Genomic DNA, 17,961 nt, shown 5'->3' on the forward strand with positions numbered 1-17,961 from the left:
CGAAACTGAACGCGGCCGAGAGCGCGAACGAGGCGGCGAAAAACAGCCCGACGAGCGGGTGGGCACCCCGCTCCGCGTCCAGCGCCCAGTGTCTGTCGGCGTATCGGCGCACCCGTAAGGCGATTCGCAAGGGAACCGACGCGAGGGTGACGACGAGGAAATCCCGGTGGCGGACGTGGGCGAACTCGTGTGCCAAGACGGCTTCGAGTTCGTCGGGCGAGAGCGTATCGAGCAGCGCCGTGGTCACGACGATGGTCGCGCTCTCGGGCGAATAGCCTGTCGTGTAGGCCGTCGGGACGTTCGAGCTTCGGCACTCGATGTCCGGGCGCGGCACCGACAGCTGGCTGGCGATTTTGGTCGCGCGCGACTCGACGTTCGCCGGAACGTCCGCGACTACCGGGTCGGCGTCCTCGTCGTCCGAGTAGTCCGTCAGGTCGCTGTTCGCGTAGCGCTCGATGCAGTAGAATCCGAGCGCGCTCAATCCGCCTGCCAACCCGCCCATGACGAGAACGACGGTCATCGTCGTCCCCGTGAACAGCGCGACGAACCGAGCGGTTTGCGTGGCGATGAACCAGACCGTGACCGGGATGGCGACCGCGAAGCAGACGATGAGTCCCATCGTGGCGACCATCCGAACCTGCAATCCCCTGTCCGGTTTCCACGTCATGGCAATAAAATCGACGCGAACGGTCATGTACGTTTTCCAATTTCGCTGAACTATCGGGAAGGTCCGTCCCGCTCGACCCCCGTCCTCAGTCCGAGCGGCGGTGGACCGTCATCGGAATCTCCTTCTTCGGGCGGGCGGTGATGGTCGCCATCAGGTCCAGTTCGGCCTCGGGCGCGAGTTCGATGTGGAACTGCTGGTAGATGGTGGCGAGCAGGAGGCGCGCTTCGAGCATGGCGAAGCGGTCGCCGATACAGCGCCGCGGTCCCGCGGCGAACGGGAAGTACGCGAGTTTCGGGAGCGACTTCTCGAACTCGTCGGTCCAGCGCTCCGGGCGGAAGGCAAGCGGGTCGTCGTACCAGCGCGGGTCGCGGTGGACCACCCACTGGTTCATCTGCACCGTCGCGCCCGCCGGAATCTCGTAGCCGCCGATGATGTCGGGTTTGGTCGCTTCGCGGACGATGCCCGGCACCGGTGGGTACAGGCGCATGGATTCTTTGACCACCTGTTCGGTGTAGGTTAGCTCGGAGACGTCCTCCATCGTCGGCGTCTCGCCGTCGAGCACCTCGTCCAGTTCGGCGACGAGTTTTGTTTCCACTTCGGGGTACTGGGCGAGGGCGTACATCGTGAGCGTCAGCGAGAGCGCCGTCGTCTCGTGCCCGGCGAGGAGGAGCGTGACAACCTCGTCCCGAATCTGCTCGTCGCTCATGGGGTTTCCGTGCTCGTCGGTGGCCGAGAGGAGCGTCGAGATGACGCCCTCGCCGTCCGGGTCGGTGCGCCGCTCCCGAATCATCCGGTAGACGACGCCATCGAGTTTCTCCCGCGCGTCCTTGATGCGCATCCGCGACGGCGTGGGAATCTTCGGCGGCAGAATGAAGTTGGCGAGGTTTTCGGTGCCGAGCATGAACTCCTCCAGCGCCGACCCGATGGTGTCCACCTCGTCGTCGATATCGACGCCGAACAGCGCCCGAGCGACGATTTTCAGCGTCACTTCCATCATGTCCTCGTGGACGAGTCGGGTCTCACCGTCCTCCCACGTTTCGAGCGCCTCCTCGGTGAAATCCGTCATCATCTCCGAGTACCGCTGTATCTCCTTGGGGTGGAACGCGGGCTGGATGAGGTGGCGGTTCCGCCGCCACACCGCACCCTCGCTGTTCAGGATACCGTTTCCGAGAACGGGACCCAGGATGTGTTGGAAGCCCTCGCCCTTGATGTAGTTCTGGTTGTTCTGGACGAGAACCTGCTCGATGTAGTCCGGGTGGTTGAGCTGATACATCGGCCCGTCGAGTTCCTCCCAGTGAGCGATGTCGCCGTACTCGCTGGCGGTTCTGGTCATGAAGCCGAACGGGTCGCGGATAAATTCGAGTCGGGTTCCGACTATCGGCAGTCCGTCCGGTCCGGGCGGCGTCTCTCCGGTTGCGGGGGGTGTGTCGCTACTCATCCTTACCCGATAGTTGTCGTCCCGGCCGTCTATGTCTGTTTCCCATCATCCTAGGGGTGTTTAAATACCGTCGGGCACTACGACCTCGACATGCGGTACGCGACCATCGTCCTGACGTGGGGGGAGGACGTGAGCGTCCACCCCGTCGACGACCTCCTGATGGGAACGAACGACGTGGCTATCGAAACGATTCAGTACGTCGGCCCGGTGTACGAAGGCCGGTACGTCGAGTTCGTCGAACTGCACGGCGACCTCGACGTGGCGCGCGCGCTGTTGGCCGACTCGCCGGAAACGGTCGAATACGATATCGTGGGCGAGGGCGACCGTGGCGTCCTCTACCTCCACTGTCAAACCACCGGGTTGGTGGACGACCTCCTGACCATCCTGCGCGAGCAGCAGATCGTCCTCGACTGGCCGATGCGGTACATCGACACGGACAGCGAGCGCGGCCTTCAACTCACGGTTCTAGGGACCAGCGAGGCGATTCGCCACGCGGCCGCGGAGATTCCCTCGGGAATCTCCCTCCGACTCGAACGGATGGGCGAGTACGAACCCGACACGGGAAAACTGTCGTCCATCCTCACGGAGCGACAGGAGACGTTGTTCGACCTCGCCGTCCGGGAAGGCTACTACGAGGTGCCGCGAGAGACGACCCATCGGGAACTCGCGGACGAACTCGGCCTCACGACCGGCACCGTCAGCGAACGCCTCCAGCGAATCGAAGCGAAGTTGGTCAGCACCTACGTCGATTGACGGCCGGGACACGGACGAGACACGACAGACCACAGGAAGGAAGGGATGTGGCTAACTTCCTCCGCGGCGTCTCAGATAGTGTGGTAGCACGCACCACGGGGTAGGGGACCATGCCATCGTCACAGCCATCCACACCGGGGAATCGGGAGGAGAACGAGAGAACGACGTCGCCGTGGCAACTGCCGACGGTGCAAATCGTGCTCGCGGCCACGCTCCTCGCGCCGCTCGGCGTGCCGCTCATCAGCCCGACGCTCCCCGCGTTCCGCGACGCCTTCGGCATCACCGACGCGCAAGCGAGCCTGCTCATCAGCACGTACTTCCTGACGGGTATCTTCCTGTCGCCGTTCATCGGCATGCTCGCCGACCGAATCGGACGGCGGGCCGTCCTCATTTGGGGCCTCGTCGCCTTCAGCCTCTCGGGCGGCGCCATCGCCGTCGCGCCGAGTTACGAGGCCGTGCTGGTGCTCAGGACCATCGGCGGCACCGCCGCGGCGGGCATCTTCATCACCACCGTCACGCTCATCGGGGATTCGTTCGAGGGCACCCAACGGAACACCGTCCTCGGGATGAACAACGCGGTCCTCTCCGCGGGGGCCGGACTCTTCCCCATCGTCGGCGGGGCGCTCGCCACCGTCTCGTGGAACGTGCCGTACGTCGCCTACCTGCTCGGCCTGCCGCTCGCGCTCTACGCGGTTCGACACCTCGAAGAGCCGGACCACGAACGCGATTCGAAGGGTTTCGCGTACCTCCGCCGCGCCGCGAGCGTCCTGAGCGGCCCCGACGCGCTCGTCTGCTACGGCGCGGCGTGCATGACCGAACTCCTGCTGTTCGGAACGGTGCTCACGATTCTGCCGTTCCTCCTCGCGGGCGATTTCGGCATGTCGGCGTTCGCCATCGGACTCGTGTTGTCCGTCACCGAAATCTCCTCGGTGGTCGTCTCCGCGAAGAACGGCTGGTTCGCCCAGTACACCTCGAACTACGGCCTCATCGCCGCCGGATTCGCCTGCTACGCGGTCGGACTGTTCGGCGCGTGGCTGGCCCCCTCGCCCGTCTTCATCGCGGCGACGATGCTCGTATTGGGCGCTGGCCTCGGCCTCTCAATGCCCGCCGTCGATGCCGCCATCAGCGACCTCGTGTCGACCGGACTTCGCGGCGGGGCCTTGAGCCTGCGCAACAGCACGACGTTCCTCGGTCGCGCCGCCGGGCCGGTGCTGTTCGCCGGATTGGCCGAGGTGACGGGCTACTACCCCTTGTTTGTCATCAGCGCCATCGTCGCGCTGGTCATCTCGCTCTCCATCGCGTCGATGAGCGTCTACCGGACCCGTCGCCACTCGGCCGTCCGAGCGTAAGTCAGGCCGGACGGCGACAACCCTCTTTTCGATCCGTCGCGTTGCTCCCCCATGGCAACCGTACTTGGAATCCGATGCGACGACGGGGCCGTTCTCGCGGGCGACCGGCGAGCGACCGTCGGCGGCACGGTTCGCTCCGACGCTGTTCGACGGGTGTTCGACTACGACGACGCCGCCGCCGCGGTCGTGGGGGATGTCGGAGCCATCGAGGAGTTCGACCGACGCTTCGACTCCGAGCTTCGGGGGGACCGCCTCGAACGCGACGAACCCGTTCACATCGACCGAATCGCACGAACGGCGGCCGACCTTGCGGGCGAAATCGGCGTCGATGGACTGGTCGCGGGGAACGACGCCGACGGCAACGCGGCCCTCCGCGAAATCGGGAGCGACGGCCTCGTGTTGGCGTCCGACGCCACCGCGCTCGGGAGCGGCGCGTCCGTCGCCTACGGCCGCCTCGAAGACGCCGACGCGGAGGCGAGCCTTGACGACACCGAAACCCTCGCTCGGGAGACGCTTTCGGTCGTCGCCGAGCGCGACCCCGACACCGGAAGTGACATCGACGTCCTCCGGTTCGAGAGGACGGCCTGAGCGCGGGAAGTCGGACAATCGGCGAAAAAGAGTCAGTCCCGGCCGCGTTCGGGAACGAGTATTGGGATTTCGTCCTCGACCAGTCGAACCGGAACGTCGAACACGCGTTCGATGTTCTCCGGTGTCAGCACGGACCCATCGCCGAGAGCGACCACCCCGCCGTCGGCCACCAACAGGAATCGGTCCGCGTACCGCGCGGCGAGGTTGATGTCGTGCATGGCGTAGACGACGGCGTTGCCCTCCCGACTCACCCGCCGGACGAGTTCGAGCACGTCGAGTTCGTGGCGGATGTCCAGGTCGCTCGTCGGTTCGTCGAGGACGAGCGACGACGGTTCCTGTGCCAGCGCGCGACCGAGCATGACCTTCTGGCGCTGCCCGCCGCTGAGTTCGTGGAGGTTTCGCATCGCCAACTCGGTGATGTCGAGCGAGTCGAGCACCGCCGCGACGCGCCGCTTGTCTTCCTCCGTCGGCCGCCAATCGAGATACGGCTTTCTCCCCATCAACACCGCGTCGAACACGGTGGACGGGACGGTCGTGGATTCCTGCTGTGGCACGTAGCCGACGCGCCGCGCGATTTCGTCGCGGGAGAGGTCGGAAAGGGAGTCGCCGTCGAGCGCGACGCTCCCGCGAATCGGCGACTGCAGGCCGAGAATCGTCCTGAGAAGCGTGCTCTTGCCGACCCCGTTCGGGCCGAGAACGGCGAGCACCTCGCCCGGTTCGACGCCGAGCGTCACGTCTTCGAGGACGGGCGTCCCGTCGTACCCGACCGCCAGTCCGTCAAGTTCGATGCTCACCATTGGTCCCTCCCGTTGACGATGAGGTAGACGAAGAGCGGGACGCCGATGAAAGACGTGATGATGCCGACGGGCAGGACGATGGGCGAGAGGAGCGTCCGGGCCGCCGTATCGGACGCGAGGAGGAGGGCACCCCCGCCGAGACAGGACGCGGGAATCAGAAATCGCTCGTCGCCGCCGACGAGTCGCCGGACGATGTGCGGTACGACGAGACCGACGAAGCCGATGATGCCGAACAGCGAGACGACGACGGCCGTCAGGAACGACGCGACCACCATCCCGGACAGGCGCGTCCGTTCGACGTTGACGCCGAGGCTTCGAGCGGTTTCGTCGCCCGCGTCGAGCAGATTGTACTCCCACGCGTTCCGCACGAAGTAGAGCGTGGCGAGGACGACGCAAAGCCAGAGGAAGCCGTTCGATTGCCACGTCGCGCTTCCCACGTCGCCGAACTTCCAGAAGACGAGCGTGGCGAGTTGGACGTTCGTGGCGAAATACTGCATCGCGGTCGTTCCGGCCGTGAACAGCGACGCGAGCGCGATGCCGGTCAGGAGCAGGGTTTCGGCGGACGCCCGCTTGTACTTCGCCACGGCGAGGACGAACCCCGTGGACCCGAGCGAAGCGAGGAACGCACAGACCGTCGTCGTATAGGGATTGTGCAGGAGCACCGTGGTCCCGCTGTCCCGCACCGCTCCGGTTCCGAGGACGATGATGGCGAACGCCGCGCCGAACGACGCCGCCTGCGAGATGCCGAGGGTGTACGGCGAGGCCAGCGGATTCCGGAGCACGCTCTGGAGGACCACACCCGCGATGGCGAGGCCGAGGCCCGCGCCGACCGCGGCGACGATTCGCGGCAGTCGGATGTTCCAGATGACGGTCGCGTGGACGCCCGACGACCGCCCGAGGAGTATCGACGGCAGTTCCGCGAGCGGCACCGAAATCGGGCCGGAGACGAGCGCGTACCCGGCCACGACGACGAGCGCGACGCCGAGGCCGACGATGAACGCGAGCTTTCTCCGCGTCCGTTTGCGGTACCGGGAGAGGACCGCCGGTTCGACCGATTCTTCCATCTCGTATCGGTTCCTCACTGTCCGCCGTTCATCCGACCGAATCCGTCGCCGTACGCCGCCGCCGCTTCGTCGTACACCGACTTGCCGACGAACCGCTCGTAGATGGCGTCCGCCTTCTTCGCCGGGTCGACGTCGCCGAACTGGTCGGGGAAACATGCCGTCCCGACGGCGTAGGCGTCAGCCAGCGCCGTCCCGAAGTTGATGGAGTAATCGCGCGTCGGGAAGACGCCAAACACGTTGCCCTCATCGACGGCAGCGATGGATCCGTACTCCGATTTCGAGAGGTCGTCGTAGGATTCGGTCCCCAAATCCACGAAGACGTACTCGGGGTCCCACTTGATGAGTTGTTCCGCGTCGATGGTGACGCGCGGTGCACCCTTCTTTTTCTTCAGCCCGTCCGTCACGTCGCGCGCGACGTTGTTCGTCCCGACGAAGGAAAACGGCGGGTACTCCGGTTGCGTGTACAGCAAGCCGTGTTTTCCGCGGCCGAGATAGCCGACGTAGGTTTTCGGCGGGTTCGAAACGCCCGCCGTCCGCCCGTTCAGGTCCGAAATCGTCTCTTTCGTGTACGAGACGAGTTCGTCCGCGCGTTTCTTCTCGTTCAGCACCTCGCCGACGAGTCGGAGCGAGTCGTAGAAGTCGGGGCGGAGGGCGTCGTTCAAATCGCCCGGATTGATGCTGACGACCGGCGTGTCGAGTTTGTTCTGCAGGCCGTCGGCCTTTTTTGCGCTCGCGTAGGCCCGAACAACGAGGTCCGGGTCGCGTTCGAGGAGCAACTCCGGGTCGGGACTCTTCCGGGACCCGACGGACGGGAGCTCCTGGAGTTCGGGACGGGCGAGAACGTACGGCCTGAACGGACGCTTTTCGTTCTTCGTCTCCAGTCGCTCGACGCCGACCACGCGGTCCGTCGCGCCCAGATACGTGATGAACCGGAGCGCACCCGGCCCCAACCCAACGACGCGCTCGACGCTCGCCGGAACGGTCACGTCCCGTCCGGCGGCGTCCGTCACGGTCCGCGTGCCGCCGCCTGCATCTTCCGACCCGGAGTCGCTCGTCGTGGTCGTTCCTTTCGAGCTATCCGTGTCGGTCGGTGTCGTCGTGTCCGTTCCCTTCGACCCGGAACAGCCCGCGAGCAGCGACACGCCGAGCGTGCCGGGGAGCGTCCGCCGCAAAAACCGCCGTCGCGACCGTTGTTTCTCCATCGGTACAACGAACTCACCGCGAACCCATAATCGTTAGGAACCCGGGTGTGATGGACGACCATGCAACTGCTGGTCGCCATCGACGACACCGACGACCTCGACAGCGAACTCGGCACCGGAAAAGTCAGTCGGCGATTGGCGACCCGACTGGCCGACGAAATCGACGGCATCGAACTGTACGGGAGCGTTCGACAACAACTGCTGGTGGACCCGCGCGTCCCGTACACGACCCACAACAGCGCGGCGTGCCTCGTCTTCGACTGTTCCGCCGAACAATCGGTCGAGCCCGTGGCGGCGCTCGCCGGTGACTACCTCGAAACCGTGCAGGCTCCGAACGCCGACCCTGGACTGTGCGTGGCGTTCCGAGCGGACGTCACCGATGCGGTTTGTCGGTTCGGCGAATCGGCGCAGAACGACGTGCTGGAGAAAGCCGACGCGTACGCGCTGGTCGAGGAGGTCGGACTCTTTCTCGACGAGTACGGCGGCACCGGCGACGGCGTTATCGGCGCGCTCGCCGCGGTCGGACTGACGTGGGGCGGCGACACCGGCCGGTTCATCGCGTTCGAGGGCATCCGGGAGTTCGAAGGAACGGTCGCGGTGGACGCGATTCGGGACGTGGGAATCACGCCCGTCGCGGACGACGGGACGGAAGTCCGGGACGGAACCGTGGAAACGCACGACTGGATTCGGCCGCAACTCCGCGGCGGCGACCCCGTGCTCCCGATGGAGCGGACCGACCGCGGAACGTGGATACCGCGGAACGTCATCGGCTAGCCGCCCACGCGTCGAACGTACCATCGCGCGATAACGTGCCCGTCATTCCTAAGTGGAAATAAGGAGACGGTCCGGACGTATGTCAGAGACTGCGCGGGACGACGTTCTCGTCACGGCCGAGTGGGTCGAAGAGCACCTCGACGAGTTCGGGAGCGACGACCCGGACTACCGTCTCGTGGAGGCGGACATCGACTACGACGAATCCTACGCCGAGACGCACATCCCCGGCGCTATCGGGTTCCGGTGGGGTCCGCACCTACAGGATTCGTTCCAGCGCGACATCCTGAAGAAGGACGATTTCGCCGAGATGATGGGCGAACGCGGCATCGCCGACGACAGCACGGTCGTCCTCTACGGCGACGAATCGAACCAGTGGGCGGCCTACACGTACTGGCAGTTCAAATACTACGGCCACGACGACGTGTACCTGCTCGACGGCGGTCGGGAGTACTGGCTCGAAAACGACTATCCGACGACCGACGAGGAACCGACGTACCCCGAGACGGACTACGAGGCCGGTGGCCCGTTCGACCACCTTCGAATCTACCGCGAAGGGGTCGAGGACGCGATAGAACTCGACCTGCCGCTCGTCGACGTCCGGTCGGAAGCCGAATATCGCGGCGAGAAAATCGCCCCGGAGGGGAGCCCTGAAACCGCCCAGCGGGCGGGCCACATCCCCGGCGCGACGAACATCACGTGGAGCGAGAACCTGAACGACGACGGGACGTTCAAGGACCGCGAGGAGCTCGAAGCGATGTACGAAGGGTACGACATCACGGGCGACAGCGGCGTCGTCACTTACTGTCGTATCGGCGAGCGCTCCTCGATAACGTGGTTTACGCTCCACGAACTGCTGGGCTTCGAGGACGTGCGCAACTACGACGGGTCGTGGACCGAGTGGGGTAACCTCATTCGAGCACCCATCGAAGCCGAGACCGACGACCCGGCGAGTCGGGCGAGCAAAGGATAGGTCTCCGTTTCGATCAGAGAGTTTCCGTTCCGTTACGCTTCTCGCTTCTGGTCCCGTCCGTCTTCCGTTTCGGCTTCCGACTCCCGCGACTCGACGTCACAGAGGAGGTCGGGCGTTCGCTCGTGGCGCGGTGTCTGTGCGAATCGTTTGATTTGTCTGAAATCTTCGTCGGTTAATCCCGATTCCATACTAATCTTGGCGATTCTATACGGTATATATCTATGCAAAATAGTGGGTTTTCTGAGCTATCGGGAAACAATCCTGTCACGCCAACTCCGAGAATATATAGTTTATATATCCTTCCCCAATTCATTTCGTGAGGTTTTTATATGCCGTCGTTGCCACCAAACAGTAGCCGAACTATGTCTCCGGGAAACCAACTGACTCCCCCACAACCGACGGTACCAACGAACGAACCGCCGCGAGAGTTCACCGTCCGAGAGGGAGAGCGGGTGAGTGAGACGGTCATCCGCGCCATCTCAGAACAGGACGACGTGAGTCTGACGGACATCGTTCCCCTCTACGAGTGTATCGACCCCGACGCGCTGGACGATTTCTTCGAACCCACCTACGACGGTCGCCCATCGACCGCGACGAGCGTCGAGTTCGAGTACGGCGGCTACACCGTCGTCGTCCGCGGTTACGGCGTCGCCGAACTCCACTGACCGTCTACCGTCCCTTTTCGACCGCGGTCACGGTGACCGCTCGAACGCCGAACCCGTCCCGGAGAGCGCCCGCGACGGCCTCACGGTCGCGCGCCTCGCCGACCGTCAGTTCCGCGACGACATCGACTTCGATGTCCGTGGCTCGGGGGCGGAATCCGGCGTGTGCGACGTCGTGAACGTCCCGAACCCGGTCGATCGCCGCGAGCGCGTCCCGTGCCGCCATCGTGAGGGTGCCGTCTGTTCCTCGCGGGACCAAAACCGTGACTTCGGCAGTGACCGTCACTGCATGGAGTGCCTGTGGCATACTGCTCCCGCGCGATTCGAACGCGTCGTCATCCGCGACTCATCGAAACCGATGGGCCGCGGCGTGGGGTAGACCACTACCCGACGGGAGCGGTGGAACGGGGACGATATGGGACGAGGCGCGACGGTGCGGCCGACAGCGACTCGAACCGTTCGACAGCGACGCCTCTCACGGGATTCGTCCGAGGACGAACCACGGCGTGGACGCTCGCGGACGCGTGCCCGTTCCGGCCACGACGCCCGTGAGTTGTTCGACACCCGATACTACGCCGTCACGAAAACGAACGCCGATGCCGGGACGAAAACGAGGGAGAACCGAGCCGATAGCGGCCCGAACCCACGCGGAACGGGGTCTCTCTCGATTCGGTAAAATCGAAGAAAGCACCCGCCGTCGCTGGCAGCGGCGTCCGCCTTACGCGACGAGCGTGGGTGTGGACCGAAGGTGACCATCGGTGACACCATACCACCCGTCGCGTCCGCGGGAACGATTCCCTTTGGGAGAGCCATACCGGCCCTTCCACGCGGAAATCCCAACCGCGGACACCCCGCTCTCGAAGAGAACGGAGCGCATCGGGCGCGATTGGGTGGCAATGGTCATGATGATCACTCGGATTCGGTCCGGGTGTATCATCACGTATTTTGGCGAATATAATAATCGTTGTGCAACCGAGAGATTGTCTAGCACTCGCGCTCGACCGACCGCAACAACCACTCGATGACGTACTACCACTCGATGACGCTCCGGTCCCGCCACAGTTTCCCGCTGGGGTTTCCGGGTTCGAAGCGCGCCAACCACACCGGCGTTTCGGCCCCTTTCTCGACGCTCCGAGGCGCGCCGGACCCACCCATATCAGTCCGCACCCATCCGGGACAGACGGCGTTGACGAGGAGGTTCGGGTACTGCGTCGAAAGCGCGTCGGTGAACGCGTTGACGCCCGCCTTCGAGACGCCGTAGGGGAGGTGACCGGTGTCGATGCCGCCGTCGAACTGTCCGGACCCGCTCGAAAGGGTGACGACGCGAGCGCCATCGCGGTCGGTCAGCAGCGACAGCGCGTGTTTCGTGACGAGCATCGGTCCGTGAAGGTTCGTCCGAAGCGTCGTCTCGATAGTCTCGCTGTCGAGCGAGTCCAGTTTTCCCGTCGGGCCGTACGTCGCGGCGTTGTTGACCAGCACGTCGAGTCGCCCCGCTTCGTCCGCAATCGTCCCGACGGCATCCCGAATCGTCGCCTCCTCGGTCACGTCGAGACGGACCGCCCGCTGGTCGGGTGCCGTCACGGCGTCCGGGTCGCGCGCCCCGGCGTACACCGTCGCGCCGAGTTCGGTGAGACGCGCCGCGATGGCTTCGCCGATGCCGCGGTTCGCGCCCGTGACGAGCGCGACCTGCCCGTCCAGCGAGTCGTACAGGTCGATGTTCATACGACCGCCACGCCGCCCATCGCCATTCGTGTTGTGCCGGGATGCGCGACTGACCCCGCCGACCGCCCCATCCTTCGACTCTGCCCGTCGAATCCGAACGACGGGGGGAGTAGCTACTTGCCGGTCGCTGTCGTATGCGATACGATGGCACGAAACATCACGAAATCCGCCGCGCTCGCCCTCGGGACCGCCGCCGCACTCGGTGCGGCGTGGGTCGGGTGGGGTGCCTACACCCGGCGGACGACCGACCGAGTGCCGTACACGACCGCACTCCACGTCGATGGCGTGGAAATTCGACGGTATCCCGATACGGTGGTCGCCAAAACGACCGCGGACAGTCAGGGGGAAGCCTTCCAACGGCTGTTCCGCTACATTCAGGGCAACAACCGTTCGCGGGACGAGATCGAGATGACCGCGCCGGTTTCGACCGGACGGGAGAAGATAGCCATGACCGCACCCGTCGCGTCCGAGTCGTCAGACGGGAGGATGGAGATGGCGTTCTTCCTTCCCGGCGAGTACACCGCCGAGGGCGCGCCGGAACCGGAAGACGAAGCCGTAACCATCGAATCCATCGAAGCCCGAACCCTCGCCGTCCGCCCGTTTTCGTGGTACGCGACGGACGAGCGGGTCGCGGATAACCGACGACGGCTGTTCGACACGCTCTCGGCGCACGACCTGACGCCGACGGGAGACCCGTTCCTCCTGCGCTACGACGACCCGTGGACGCCGCCGTTCATGCGCCGGAACGAAATCGCGGTGGAACTGGAGTAGCGGCGAAGCGCAGCGGCCGAACTAACTCTCCTGTCCGAATTAAATCACCTCCTATCCAATTTAGTGTATTTAAGGTCATACCACCCCGTTGATGGCATGCGATTATGGCGAACCGTTCCCGGTTTCCGATATTCAGTTTGTTTGAAACGACCTGTCTAAGCACCACGCTTAAATAGGAGGTCGCCACTTCAACCGAATACAATGTCACACAACGACATGACCCCTAATAGGGGGGGTCGAGTTCTTCGAGGGCACGTTAGCCCACACCGACGAGATTGAATCAGTTCGAATTTTCGACACGACGCTCCGCGACGGGGAGCAGACGCCGCGCACCTCGTTTACGCCGGACGAGAAACGCGACATCGCGGCGACGCTGGACGAGATGGGGACCCACGTCATCGAGGCGGGCTTCCCGGCGAACGGCGACGCCGAGTTCGAGGCCGTCCGCGACATCGCGGCGTCCACCCGCGCGACGACCTGTGCCTTGGCACGAATCGTCGACGGCGACGTGGAAACCGCGCTGGACACCGGCGCGGAGATGGTGCACGTCTTCGCATCGACCAGCGACGTGCAGATAGAGGATTCGATGCACACGACGCGCGACGACGTGACCGCCCGTGCCGTGAAAGCGGTCGAACGGGTCGCCGACGCGGGCGCGATTCCGATGTTCTCGCCCATGGACGCGACGCGAACGGACCCCGACTACATGGCCGAAATCGTCAAGGCCGTCAGCGAGGCGGGTGCCGAGTGGATAAACATCCCCGACACCTGCGGCGTCGGAACGCCGAGTCGGTTCGCCGACTTGGTGTCCCACGTCCGAGAGCACACCGACGCTCGCATCGACGTGCACACGCACGACGACTTCGGCATGGCGACCGCGAACGCCATCGCCGGAGTCGAGGCGGGCGCGGACCAAGTGCAGGTCAGCGTCAACGGCATCGGCGAACGCGCCGGAAACGCGGCGTTCGAGGAGGTCGTCATGGCCGTCGAGAGCGTCTACGGCGTCGATACCGGAATCGACACGGAACGCATCACCGAGCTGTCGGACATGATAGCGGAGTACAGCGCGGTGGACGTTCCGGTGAACAAACCGGTCGTGGGCGCGAACGCGTTCGCCCACGAGAGCGGCATTCACGCCGCGGGCGTCATCGAGAACAGCGACACGTTCGAGACGGGCGTGATGAAACCGGAGATGGTCGGGGCGCGACGCGAGTTCGTCCTCGGCAAACACACCGGGACCCACGCGGTACGGAAACACCTCCGTCAGTCCGGGTTCGCCCCGACCGACGCCGAGGTCCGACAGATTACGCGCCGGGTCAAAGACCGCGGCGCGGAGAAAAACCGCGTGACGGTGAGCGACGTACAACGATTCGCCCGCGAACTGGGCGTCGATTCTAGCGAGGAGGCGAACGCGTAACCATGGCCTTCCGCCGCTTTCCCACCCACCGTGAGCCGCGGCCACCCCGACCGCGCAAGAATTGCCCGGCACGTAAGGGCTATTTCTGTTGCACCTCGAATGGTGTTAACACAGATGCCACGACGACGTTCGACCCGCGGTTCGCAAGCGTCGAGCGTTGCGGCCGTGGAGCGCGTACGCATTATTGTAGGGGTCTAGCTACCCCTCACCTCTTCTCACCACCGAACCGGAACGAATCGCAACCCAACAGCACGACGCATACGCGCATATCGATGACAGGCACACGACCGCAATCAGACCAGTATCGACCGACGAACACCGACCGAACCGAGGTGACGGATTCGTGAGCGAACGCACGGTCCCCCCGTTTCCCACGACGCGGACGAGGGGAAGCGAACGCCACGGAACCCACGGAGGAACCGACCGAATCGACGACGACCGATTCGAACGAACCGAACGAACCGAACGCGACGACCGAGCCGACCGCGGACGAGCCCACAACGGGCGCACAGTCGCTCGTCTCGACGCTGGAGGCCGCCGGTGTCGAAGCCATGTTCGGCGTGCAGGGCGGGGCCATCATGCCCGTCTACGACGCGCTGTTCGACTCGGACATCCACCACGTGACGATGGCCCACGAACAGGGCGCGTCCCACGCGGCGGATGCGTACGGCGTCGTCAAGGGCGAACCGGGCATCTGTCTGGCGACGTCCGGGCCGGGGGCGACGAACCTCGTCACGGGCATCGCCGACGCCAACATGGACTCCGACGCCATGGTCGCCCTGACGGGACAGGTTCCCTCCGGCATGGTCGGCTCCGACGCCTTCCAGGAGACGGACACGACGGGCGTCACGGCCCCATCACGAAGCACAACTACTTCGCGGGCGACGCGGACACGGTTGGGGATATGGTCGGCGAGGCGTTCGCGCTCGCCGAGACGGGCCGCCCCGGGCCGACGCTCGTGGACCTGCCGAAGGACGCGACGCTCGCCGAGACCGACGCCGACCCCGGCCGCACGGAAACGCCGGACACCTACTCGCCGCAAACGGAAGCGGAGTCCGATGCCGTCGTCGCCGCGGCGCGAGCCGTCGAGGGCGCGGAGAAACCGTTGCTCCTGTTCGGCGGCGGCGTGGTCAAGGGCGATGCGTGCGAGGAGGCGCGGCAGTTCGCCACCGAGCACGGCATTCCCGTCGTGACGACCATGCCCGCCATCGGATCGATGCCCGAGGACCACGACCTCTGTCTGTCGTGGGCGGGCATGCACGGCACCGGCTACGCAAACATGGCCGTCACGCACTGTGACGTGCTGATAGCCGTCGGCTGTCGGTTCGACGACCGACTGACCGGCGGCGTGGACACCTTCGCGCCCGAGGCGGAGGTCGTTCACATCGACATCGACCCGGCCGAGATTTCGAAGAACGTCCACGCGGACTATCCGCTCATCGGCGACGCGGGGACGGTCGTCGAACAGGTCGATGCGGAAGTGTCGCCCAAGGATACGAACGACTGGGGCGCGTGGCGCGAGCAGTGCTCGTCGTGGAAGGAAGAGTTCCCCCTGACCTACGACACGCCCGAAGACGAACCGCTGAAACCGCAGTTTGTGGTCGAGGCGCTGGACGAGGCGACGGACGACGACGCCATCGTCACGACCGGCGTCGGCCAGCACCAGATGTGGGCCGCGCAGTTCTGGACGTACCGCAGTCCGCGAACGTGGGTGTCCAGTCACGGTCTGGGAACGATGGGCTACGGTCTACCCGCCGCAATCGGCGCTCGGTTCGCGGCCGACGACGACCAGCAGGTCGTCTGCATCGACGGCGACGGTTCCTTCCAGATGACGATGCAAGAACTCTCCGTGGCGGTTCGGGAGAACCTCGACATCACCGTCGTCAGGGCAGGGCGCGCTGGACATCGCGACCGATGACCACAGAAGGACACCGATTCCGCGGCCGAATGCCGTCGATGACCAGTTGAAAGCCGATATCGAGACGCGGTTCGAGCAACTTGGTGCCCGTCCCATCGCGTCCATCTTCGACGAACTGGGAACCTCCGACCCGGAATCGGTATCGTTCGAGCGCGTCGTTCCGACCGACTCGAACTCGACCGGCTTGTGGTCCGGGACCTCCTCGGATTCGACGAGGCGGTCCACCGGGACCTCTATCGGGGCGTCGTCAAACTCGCTCGACAGCGAGTCGAGAAGGCCGACGGCGTGTGAATTACCCCTGTCGAACACCGCATCGATTTCACAATGCGACCGGAATCCACCAAATAGGTTTCAAACGCACGTCGGTGAACTCTCCGCCGACTGGCGCGGGTCTCGAATTCGAGGGATGCACCAGAACGCCGATTTACCGTCCACCGGGCGTCGCGTTCGAGGTGTCACGGACGTTTCGTAGGTCTCCGGACTCCTGCTATGAGGTGGCTAAACACGCATAAATGGTCATCTAGTCCGAGAGGAACGGTCGAGAAGAGGAGGTCAGTCCCACGTGACCCACGCGAGGAACACCAGCGCGAGAAATTCGAGGACGTGAAGCGCGAGCATCGCTTTCCACGCGGGGGCGGGAACCTTGGTTGCGAACCAAACGGACAACAAGTTATCCCACGAGTAGATGTAGAACGCCAGCGCGTTTTGTGCGAGGAGCAGGACGGAGAACACCGACAGACCGAGCGTGTGTTTCGACTGAAACTGACGGTAGTTGTCGAGCCACACGTAGCTCAAGCCGAGAAGTAACACCACGTTGAGCGCCGTGGAAACCCGCGCGACGTCTATCCAGATTCCCATCCGTCGTCCCTCCTTTGTAATCGTGTTCGCATATATGCTTTCCCAGATTCGGCCATACTCATTCCACCTTCCCGATTATCTCCTCGACCGTCTCCCAGTGCTGTCGCACTCGGTCAGTCAACAGGTACACCGCACCGTACTCGTCGCCGCTGTTCTCGACGATTCCGTTGTCCATGAGGACGTCCAGATGGTGACGAACCGTCTTGTAATCGAGGTCCAAGTCCTCCGCGAGTTGGTTGGCGTTCCGTGGTCGCTCGTCGACGGCCCGGACCAACCGAACGCGGTTGGCTCCGCCACGGGTACCGGTGAGCACGTACCAGAGGACGCCCTCCATCACCCCCAACCGAAACACTCTGCCCACGTAAGCGCATCGCCCTACTGATTCAGTATGCGGCCTACACCGTGAACAGATGTCCCTCTCGGGAACGTCGAAGACGCCGATGCGCGCCCCTGCGTCGAGCCACGCGTGGCCGTAGGAAAACGACGCCAGCGCGTTGACGAAATCGCCCTCGTCCTTGAAGTGCCGCCCGTCCTCCAAATACGACCGGGCCATCTCCCGGCAGTCCACCGCCGCTTCGCCCATCGGGGTGTCCGTCGGCGCGGCGATTTCGGCGGCGTCGAGCGCCTCCGACAGCAGGCGTTCGTAGCGGTTCGTCTTCTCGACTAACTCTGCGGGCATAGCCGAATCGTGGCGGAGCGCGAAGGTAAGAGCTTCGAGCGAGTCCGACGGTGAAACCGGAAACGACGGGAGACAGCGCAAGGTAAATACACGACGACGAGTGATATTGCACCATGAACGAAGAGCCTCGTGTCGAGATGTACATCAAGGAGAACTGTTCCTATTGCGATAAGGCCAAAGAACTCCTCGACGGAAAAGGAGTCGAGTACGAGACGTACAACGTAACCCGCGACGAGGAGCTGTTCGAGGAGATGGTCGAACGCGCCGACGGGCGGAAAACCGCCCCGGAAGTGTTCATCGACGACGAGCTCATAGGCGGCTGGGACGAAACC

Annotated in this window: 22 protein-coding genes and 2 pseudogenes; 12 read left to right on the top strand and 12 right to left on the bottom strand. The window is 64.5% G+C overall.

The window, feature by feature from the left end; genetic code table 11:
• The coding region (locus BG842_RS16575) for a M48 family metalloprotease (protein ID WP_254663252.1) at positions 1-667 on the bottom strand (667 nt) is incomplete at its 3' end.
• An 85-nt stretch (positions 668-752) separates the two neighbouring features.
• Positions 753-2,105, bottom strand: a complete 1,353-nt coding sequence (locus BG842_RS16580) for a cytochrome P450 (protein WP_069451632.1) — start codon at positions 2,103-2,105, stop codon at positions 753-755.
• 90 nt (positions 2,106-2,195) lie between these two features.
• Between BG842_RS16580 and BG842_RS16585 the strand changes: the two genes are divergently transcribed.
• From BG842_RS16585 to BG842_RS16595, 3 genes are all read left to right on the top strand, one after another.
• Positions 2,196-2,858, top strand: a complete 663-nt coding sequence (locus BG842_RS16585) for a helix-turn-helix domain-containing protein (RefSeq protein WP_069451633.1) — start codon at positions 2,196-2,198, stop codon at positions 2,856-2,858.
• Between the two features lie 110 nt (positions 2,859-2,968).
• A complete protein-coding gene (locus tag BG842_RS16590; protein WP_254663253.1) occupies positions 2,969-4,207 on the top strand; it encodes an MFS transporter in 1,239 nt (412 codons plus the stop codon).
• A gap of 51 nt (positions 4,208-4,258) precedes the next feature.
• The gene (locus tag BG842_RS16595) at positions 4,259-4,795 is read left to right on the top strand and encodes a 20S proteasome subunit A/B (RefSeq protein ID WP_069451635.1); all 537 of its coding nucleotides are present in this window, start codon (positions 4,259-4,261) and stop codon (positions 4,793-4,795) included.
• Positions 4,796-4,827: 32 nt separating this feature from the next.
• On the opposite strand, the gene BG842_RS16600 is transcribed toward BG842_RS16595, so the two are convergent.
• From BG842_RS16600 to BG842_RS16610, 3 genes are read right to left on the bottom strand one after another with little or no spacing between them, the layout of a single operon-like run.
• Positions 4,828-5,589 (bottom strand): ABC transporter ATP-binding protein, encoded by a 762-nt coding sequence (locus BG842_RS16600; protein WP_069451644.1) that lies wholly within the window; start codon positions 5,587-5,589, stop codon positions 4,828-4,830.
• Positions 5,586-6,656: an iron ABC transporter permease gene (locus tag BG842_RS16605; protein WP_069451636.1), complete on the bottom strand. Its 1,071-nt coding sequence runs from the start codon at positions 6,654-6,656 to the stop codon at positions 5,586-5,588. Before BG842_RS16605 ends, BG842_RS16600 begins: the two co-directional genes overlap by 4 nt.
• 14 nt (positions 6,657-6,670) lie before the next feature.
• Positions 6,671-7,858, bottom strand: a complete 1,188-nt coding sequence (locus BG842_RS16610; protein ID WP_083252596.1) for an ABC transporter substrate-binding protein — start codon at positions 7,856-7,858, stop codon at positions 6,671-6,673.
• A 60-nt stretch (positions 7,859-7,918) separates the two neighbouring features.
• Here BG842_RS16610 and BG842_RS16615 point away from each other — a divergent pair, with 60 nt between their 5' ends.
• Both BG842_RS16615 and BG842_RS16620 read left to right on the top strand, forming a co-directional pair.
• Positions 7,919-8,632, top strand: a complete 714-nt coding sequence (locus BG842_RS16615; RefSeq protein ID WP_069451637.1) for a hypothetical protein — start codon at positions 7,919-7,921, stop codon at positions 8,630-8,632.
• A 79-nt stretch (positions 8,633-8,711) separates the two neighbouring features.
• Positions 8,712-9,602 (top strand): sulfurtransferase, encoded by an 891-nt coding sequence (locus BG842_RS16620; RefSeq protein ID WP_069451638.1) that lies wholly within the window; start codon positions 8,712-8,714, stop codon positions 9,600-9,602.
• Positions 9,603-9,634: 32 nt separating this feature from the next.
• Here BG842_RS16620 and BG842_RS30035 read toward each other — a convergent pair whose 3' ends face one another.
• The gene (locus tag BG842_RS30035; RefSeq protein WP_175424190.1) at positions 9,635-9,790 is read right to left on the bottom strand and encodes a hypothetical protein; all 156 of its coding nucleotides are present in this window, start codon (positions 9,788-9,790) and stop codon (positions 9,635-9,637) included.
• Positions 9,791-9,964: 174 nt separating this feature from the next.
• Here BG842_RS30035 and BG842_RS16625 point away from each other — a divergent pair, with 174 nt between their 5' ends.
• Positions 9,965-10,267: a HalOD1 output domain-containing protein gene (locus tag BG842_RS16625; protein WP_069451639.1), complete on the top strand. Its 303-nt coding sequence runs from the start codon at positions 9,965-9,967 to the stop codon at positions 10,265-10,267.
• A gap of 4 nt (positions 10,268-10,271) precedes the next feature.
• On the opposite strand, the gene BG842_RS31850 is transcribed toward BG842_RS16625, so the two are convergent.
• Positions 10,272-10,571 carry a hypothetical protein gene (locus BG842_RS31850; protein ID WP_254663254.1) on the bottom strand — a complete coding sequence of 100 codons (300 nt, stop codon included), beginning with the start codon at positions 10,569-10,571 and terminating at the stop codon, positions 10,272-10,274.
• Between BG842_RS31850 and BG842_RS31855 the strand changes: the two genes are divergently transcribed.
• Positions 10,565-10,816, top strand: coding sequence for a hypothetical protein (locus tag BG842_RS31855; RefSeq protein ID WP_254663255.1), 252 nt, complete (start codon positions 10,565-10,567; stop codon positions 10,814-10,816). The two genes, BG842_RS31850 and BG842_RS31855, sit on opposite strands and share 7 nt — an antisense overlap.
• 18 nt (positions 10,817-10,834) lie before the next feature.
• Here BG842_RS31855 and BG842_RS27845 read toward each other — a convergent pair whose 3' ends face one another.
• Together BG842_RS27845 and BG842_RS16640 are read right to left on the bottom strand one after the other, a co-directional pair.
• Complete coding sequence (locus tag BG842_RS27845) at positions 10,835-11,077, bottom strand: hypothetical protein (RefSeq protein ID WP_083252597.1); 243 nt, start codon at positions 11,075-11,077, stop codon at positions 10,835-10,837.
• Between the two features lie 216 nt (positions 11,078-11,293).
• Entirely contained in the window at positions 11,294-11,986 is a 693-nt protein-coding gene (locus tag BG842_RS16640; RefSeq protein ID WP_069451641.1) for an SDR family NAD(P)-dependent oxidoreductase, read from the bottom strand.
• Positions 11,987-12,130: 144 nt separating this feature from the next.
• Between BG842_RS16640 and BG842_RS16645 the strand changes: the two genes are divergently transcribed.
• The 4 genes and pseudogenes from BG842_RS16645 to BG842_RS31865 all read left to right on the top strand — a co-directional run bounded on the left by BG842_RS16645 (position 12,131) and on the right by BG842_RS31865 (position 16,564).
• Complete coding sequence (locus tag BG842_RS16645; protein ID WP_069451642.1) at positions 12,131-12,757, top strand: heme-binding protein; 627 nt, start codon at positions 12,131-12,133, stop codon at positions 12,755-12,757.
• Positions 12,758-12,983: 226 nt separating this feature from the next.
• Positions 12,984-14,174, top strand: a complete 1,191-nt coding sequence (locus BG842_RS16650; RefSeq protein WP_175424192.1) for a LeuA family protein — start codon at positions 12,984-12,986, stop codon at positions 14,172-14,174.
• Between the two features lie 401 nt (positions 14,175-14,575).
• Positions 14,576-16,056 (top strand): annotated as a pseudogene (ilvB, locus tag BG842_RS16655) (biosynthetic-type acetolactate synthase large subunit); the annotation flags it as partial.
• Between the two features lie 82 nt (positions 16,057-16,138).
• Positions 16,139-16,564, top strand: coding sequence for a hypothetical protein (locus tag BG842_RS31865; protein WP_254663257.1), 426 nt, complete (start codon positions 16,139-16,141; stop codon positions 16,562-16,564).
• Between the two features lie 80 nt (positions 16,565-16,644).
• Here the strand turns inward: BG842_RS31865 and BG842_RS16660 are convergent, their stop codons facing one another.
• The 3 genes and pseudogenes from BG842_RS16660 to BG842_RS16670 all read right to left on the bottom strand — a co-directional run bounded on the left by BG842_RS16660 (position 16,645) and on the right by BG842_RS16670 (position 17,629).
• Entirely contained in the window at positions 16,645-16,950 is a 306-nt protein-coding gene (locus BG842_RS16660; protein WP_007977357.1) for a hypothetical protein, read from the bottom strand.
• Positions 16,951-17,008: 58 nt separating this feature from the next.
• Positions 17,009-17,284, bottom strand: coding sequence for a winged helix-turn-helix domain-containing protein (locus BG842_RS16665; protein WP_007977355.1), 276 nt, complete (start codon positions 17,282-17,284; stop codon positions 17,009-17,011).
• 61 nt (positions 17,285-17,345) lie between these two features.
• Positions 17,346-17,629: pseudogene (locus tag BG842_RS16670) on the bottom strand (DUF357 domain-containing protein).
• 113 nt (positions 17,630-17,742) lie between these two features.
• Here BG842_RS16670 and BG842_RS16675 point away from each other — a divergent pair.
• Positions 17,743-17,961: glutaredoxin domain-containing protein (locus BG842_RS16675; protein WP_175424191.1), on the top strand; the 219-nt coding region annotated here is incomplete at its 3' end.

It is taken from the genome of Haladaptatus sp. W1 (genome assembly GCF_001723155.1).
Lineage (GTDB): Archaea > Halobacteriota > Halobacteria > Halobacteriales > Haladaptataceae > Haladaptatus > Haladaptatus paucihalophilus.

What these genes read in the sequence shown, in the direction of transcription:
- BG842_RS16580 (WP_069451632.1), bottom strand. Translation starts at nt 2,105, where the DNA reads ATGAGTAGCGACACACCCCCCGCAACCGGAGAGACGCCGCCCGGACCG.
- BG842_RS16585 (WP_069451633.1), top strand. Translation starts at nt 2,196, where the DNA reads ATGCGGTACGCGACCATCGTCCTGACGTGGGGGGAGGACGTGAGCGTC.
- BG842_RS16590 (WP_254663253.1), top strand. Translation starts at nt 2,969, where the DNA reads ATGCCATCGTCACAGCCATCCACACCGGGGAATCGGGAGGAGAACGAG.
- BG842_RS16595 (WP_069451635.1), top strand. Translation starts at nt 4,259, where the DNA reads ATGGCAACCGTACTTGGAATCCGATGCGACGACGGGGCCGTTCTCGCG.
- BG842_RS16605 (WP_069451636.1), bottom strand. Translation starts at nt 6,656, where the DNA reads ATGGAAGAATCGGTCGAACCGGCGGTCCTCTCCCGGTACCGCAAACGG.
- BG842_RS16610 (WP_083252596.1), bottom strand. Translation starts at nt 7,858, where the DNA reads ATGGAGAAACAACGGTCGCGACGGCGGTTTTTGCGGCGGACGCTCCCC.
- BG842_RS16615 (WP_069451637.1), top strand. Translation starts at nt 7,919, where the DNA reads ATGCAACTGCTGGTCGCCATCGACGACACCGACGACCTCGACAGCGAA.
- BG842_RS16620 (WP_069451638.1), top strand. Translation starts at nt 8,712, where the DNA reads ATGTCAGAGACTGCGCGGGACGACGTTCTCGTCACGGCCGAGTGGGTC.
- BG842_RS30035 (WP_175424190.1), bottom strand. Translation starts at nt 9,790, where the DNA reads ATGGAATCGGGATTAACCGACGAAGATTTCAGACAAATCAAACGATTC.
- BG842_RS16625 (WP_069451639.1), top strand. Translation starts at nt 9,965, where the DNA reads ATGTCTCCGGGAAACCAACTGACTCCCCCACAACCGACGGTACCAACG.
- BG842_RS31850 (WP_254663254.1), bottom strand. Translation starts at nt 10,571, where the DNA reads ATGCCACAGGCACTCCATGCAGTGACGGTCACTGCCGAAGTCACGGTT.
- BG842_RS27845 (WP_083252597.1), bottom strand. Translation starts at nt 11,077, where the DNA reads ATGGCTCTCCCAAAGGGAATCGTTCCCGCGGACGCGACGGGTGGTATG.
- BG842_RS16640 (WP_069451641.1), bottom strand. Translation starts at nt 11,986, where the DNA reads ATGAACATCGACCTGTACGACTCGCTGGACGGGCAGGTCGCGCTCGTC.
- BG842_RS16645 (WP_069451642.1), top strand. Translation starts at nt 12,131, where the DNA reads ATGGCACGAAACATCACGAAATCCGCCGCGCTCGCCCTCGGGACCGCC.
- BG842_RS16660 (WP_007977357.1), bottom strand. Translation starts at nt 16,950, where the DNA reads ATGGGAATCTGGATAGACGTCGCGCGGGTTTCCACGGCGCTCAACGTG.
- BG842_RS16665 (WP_007977355.1), bottom strand. Translation starts at nt 17,284, where the DNA reads ATGGAGGGCGTCCTCTGGTACGTGCTCACCGGTACCCGTGGCGGAGCC.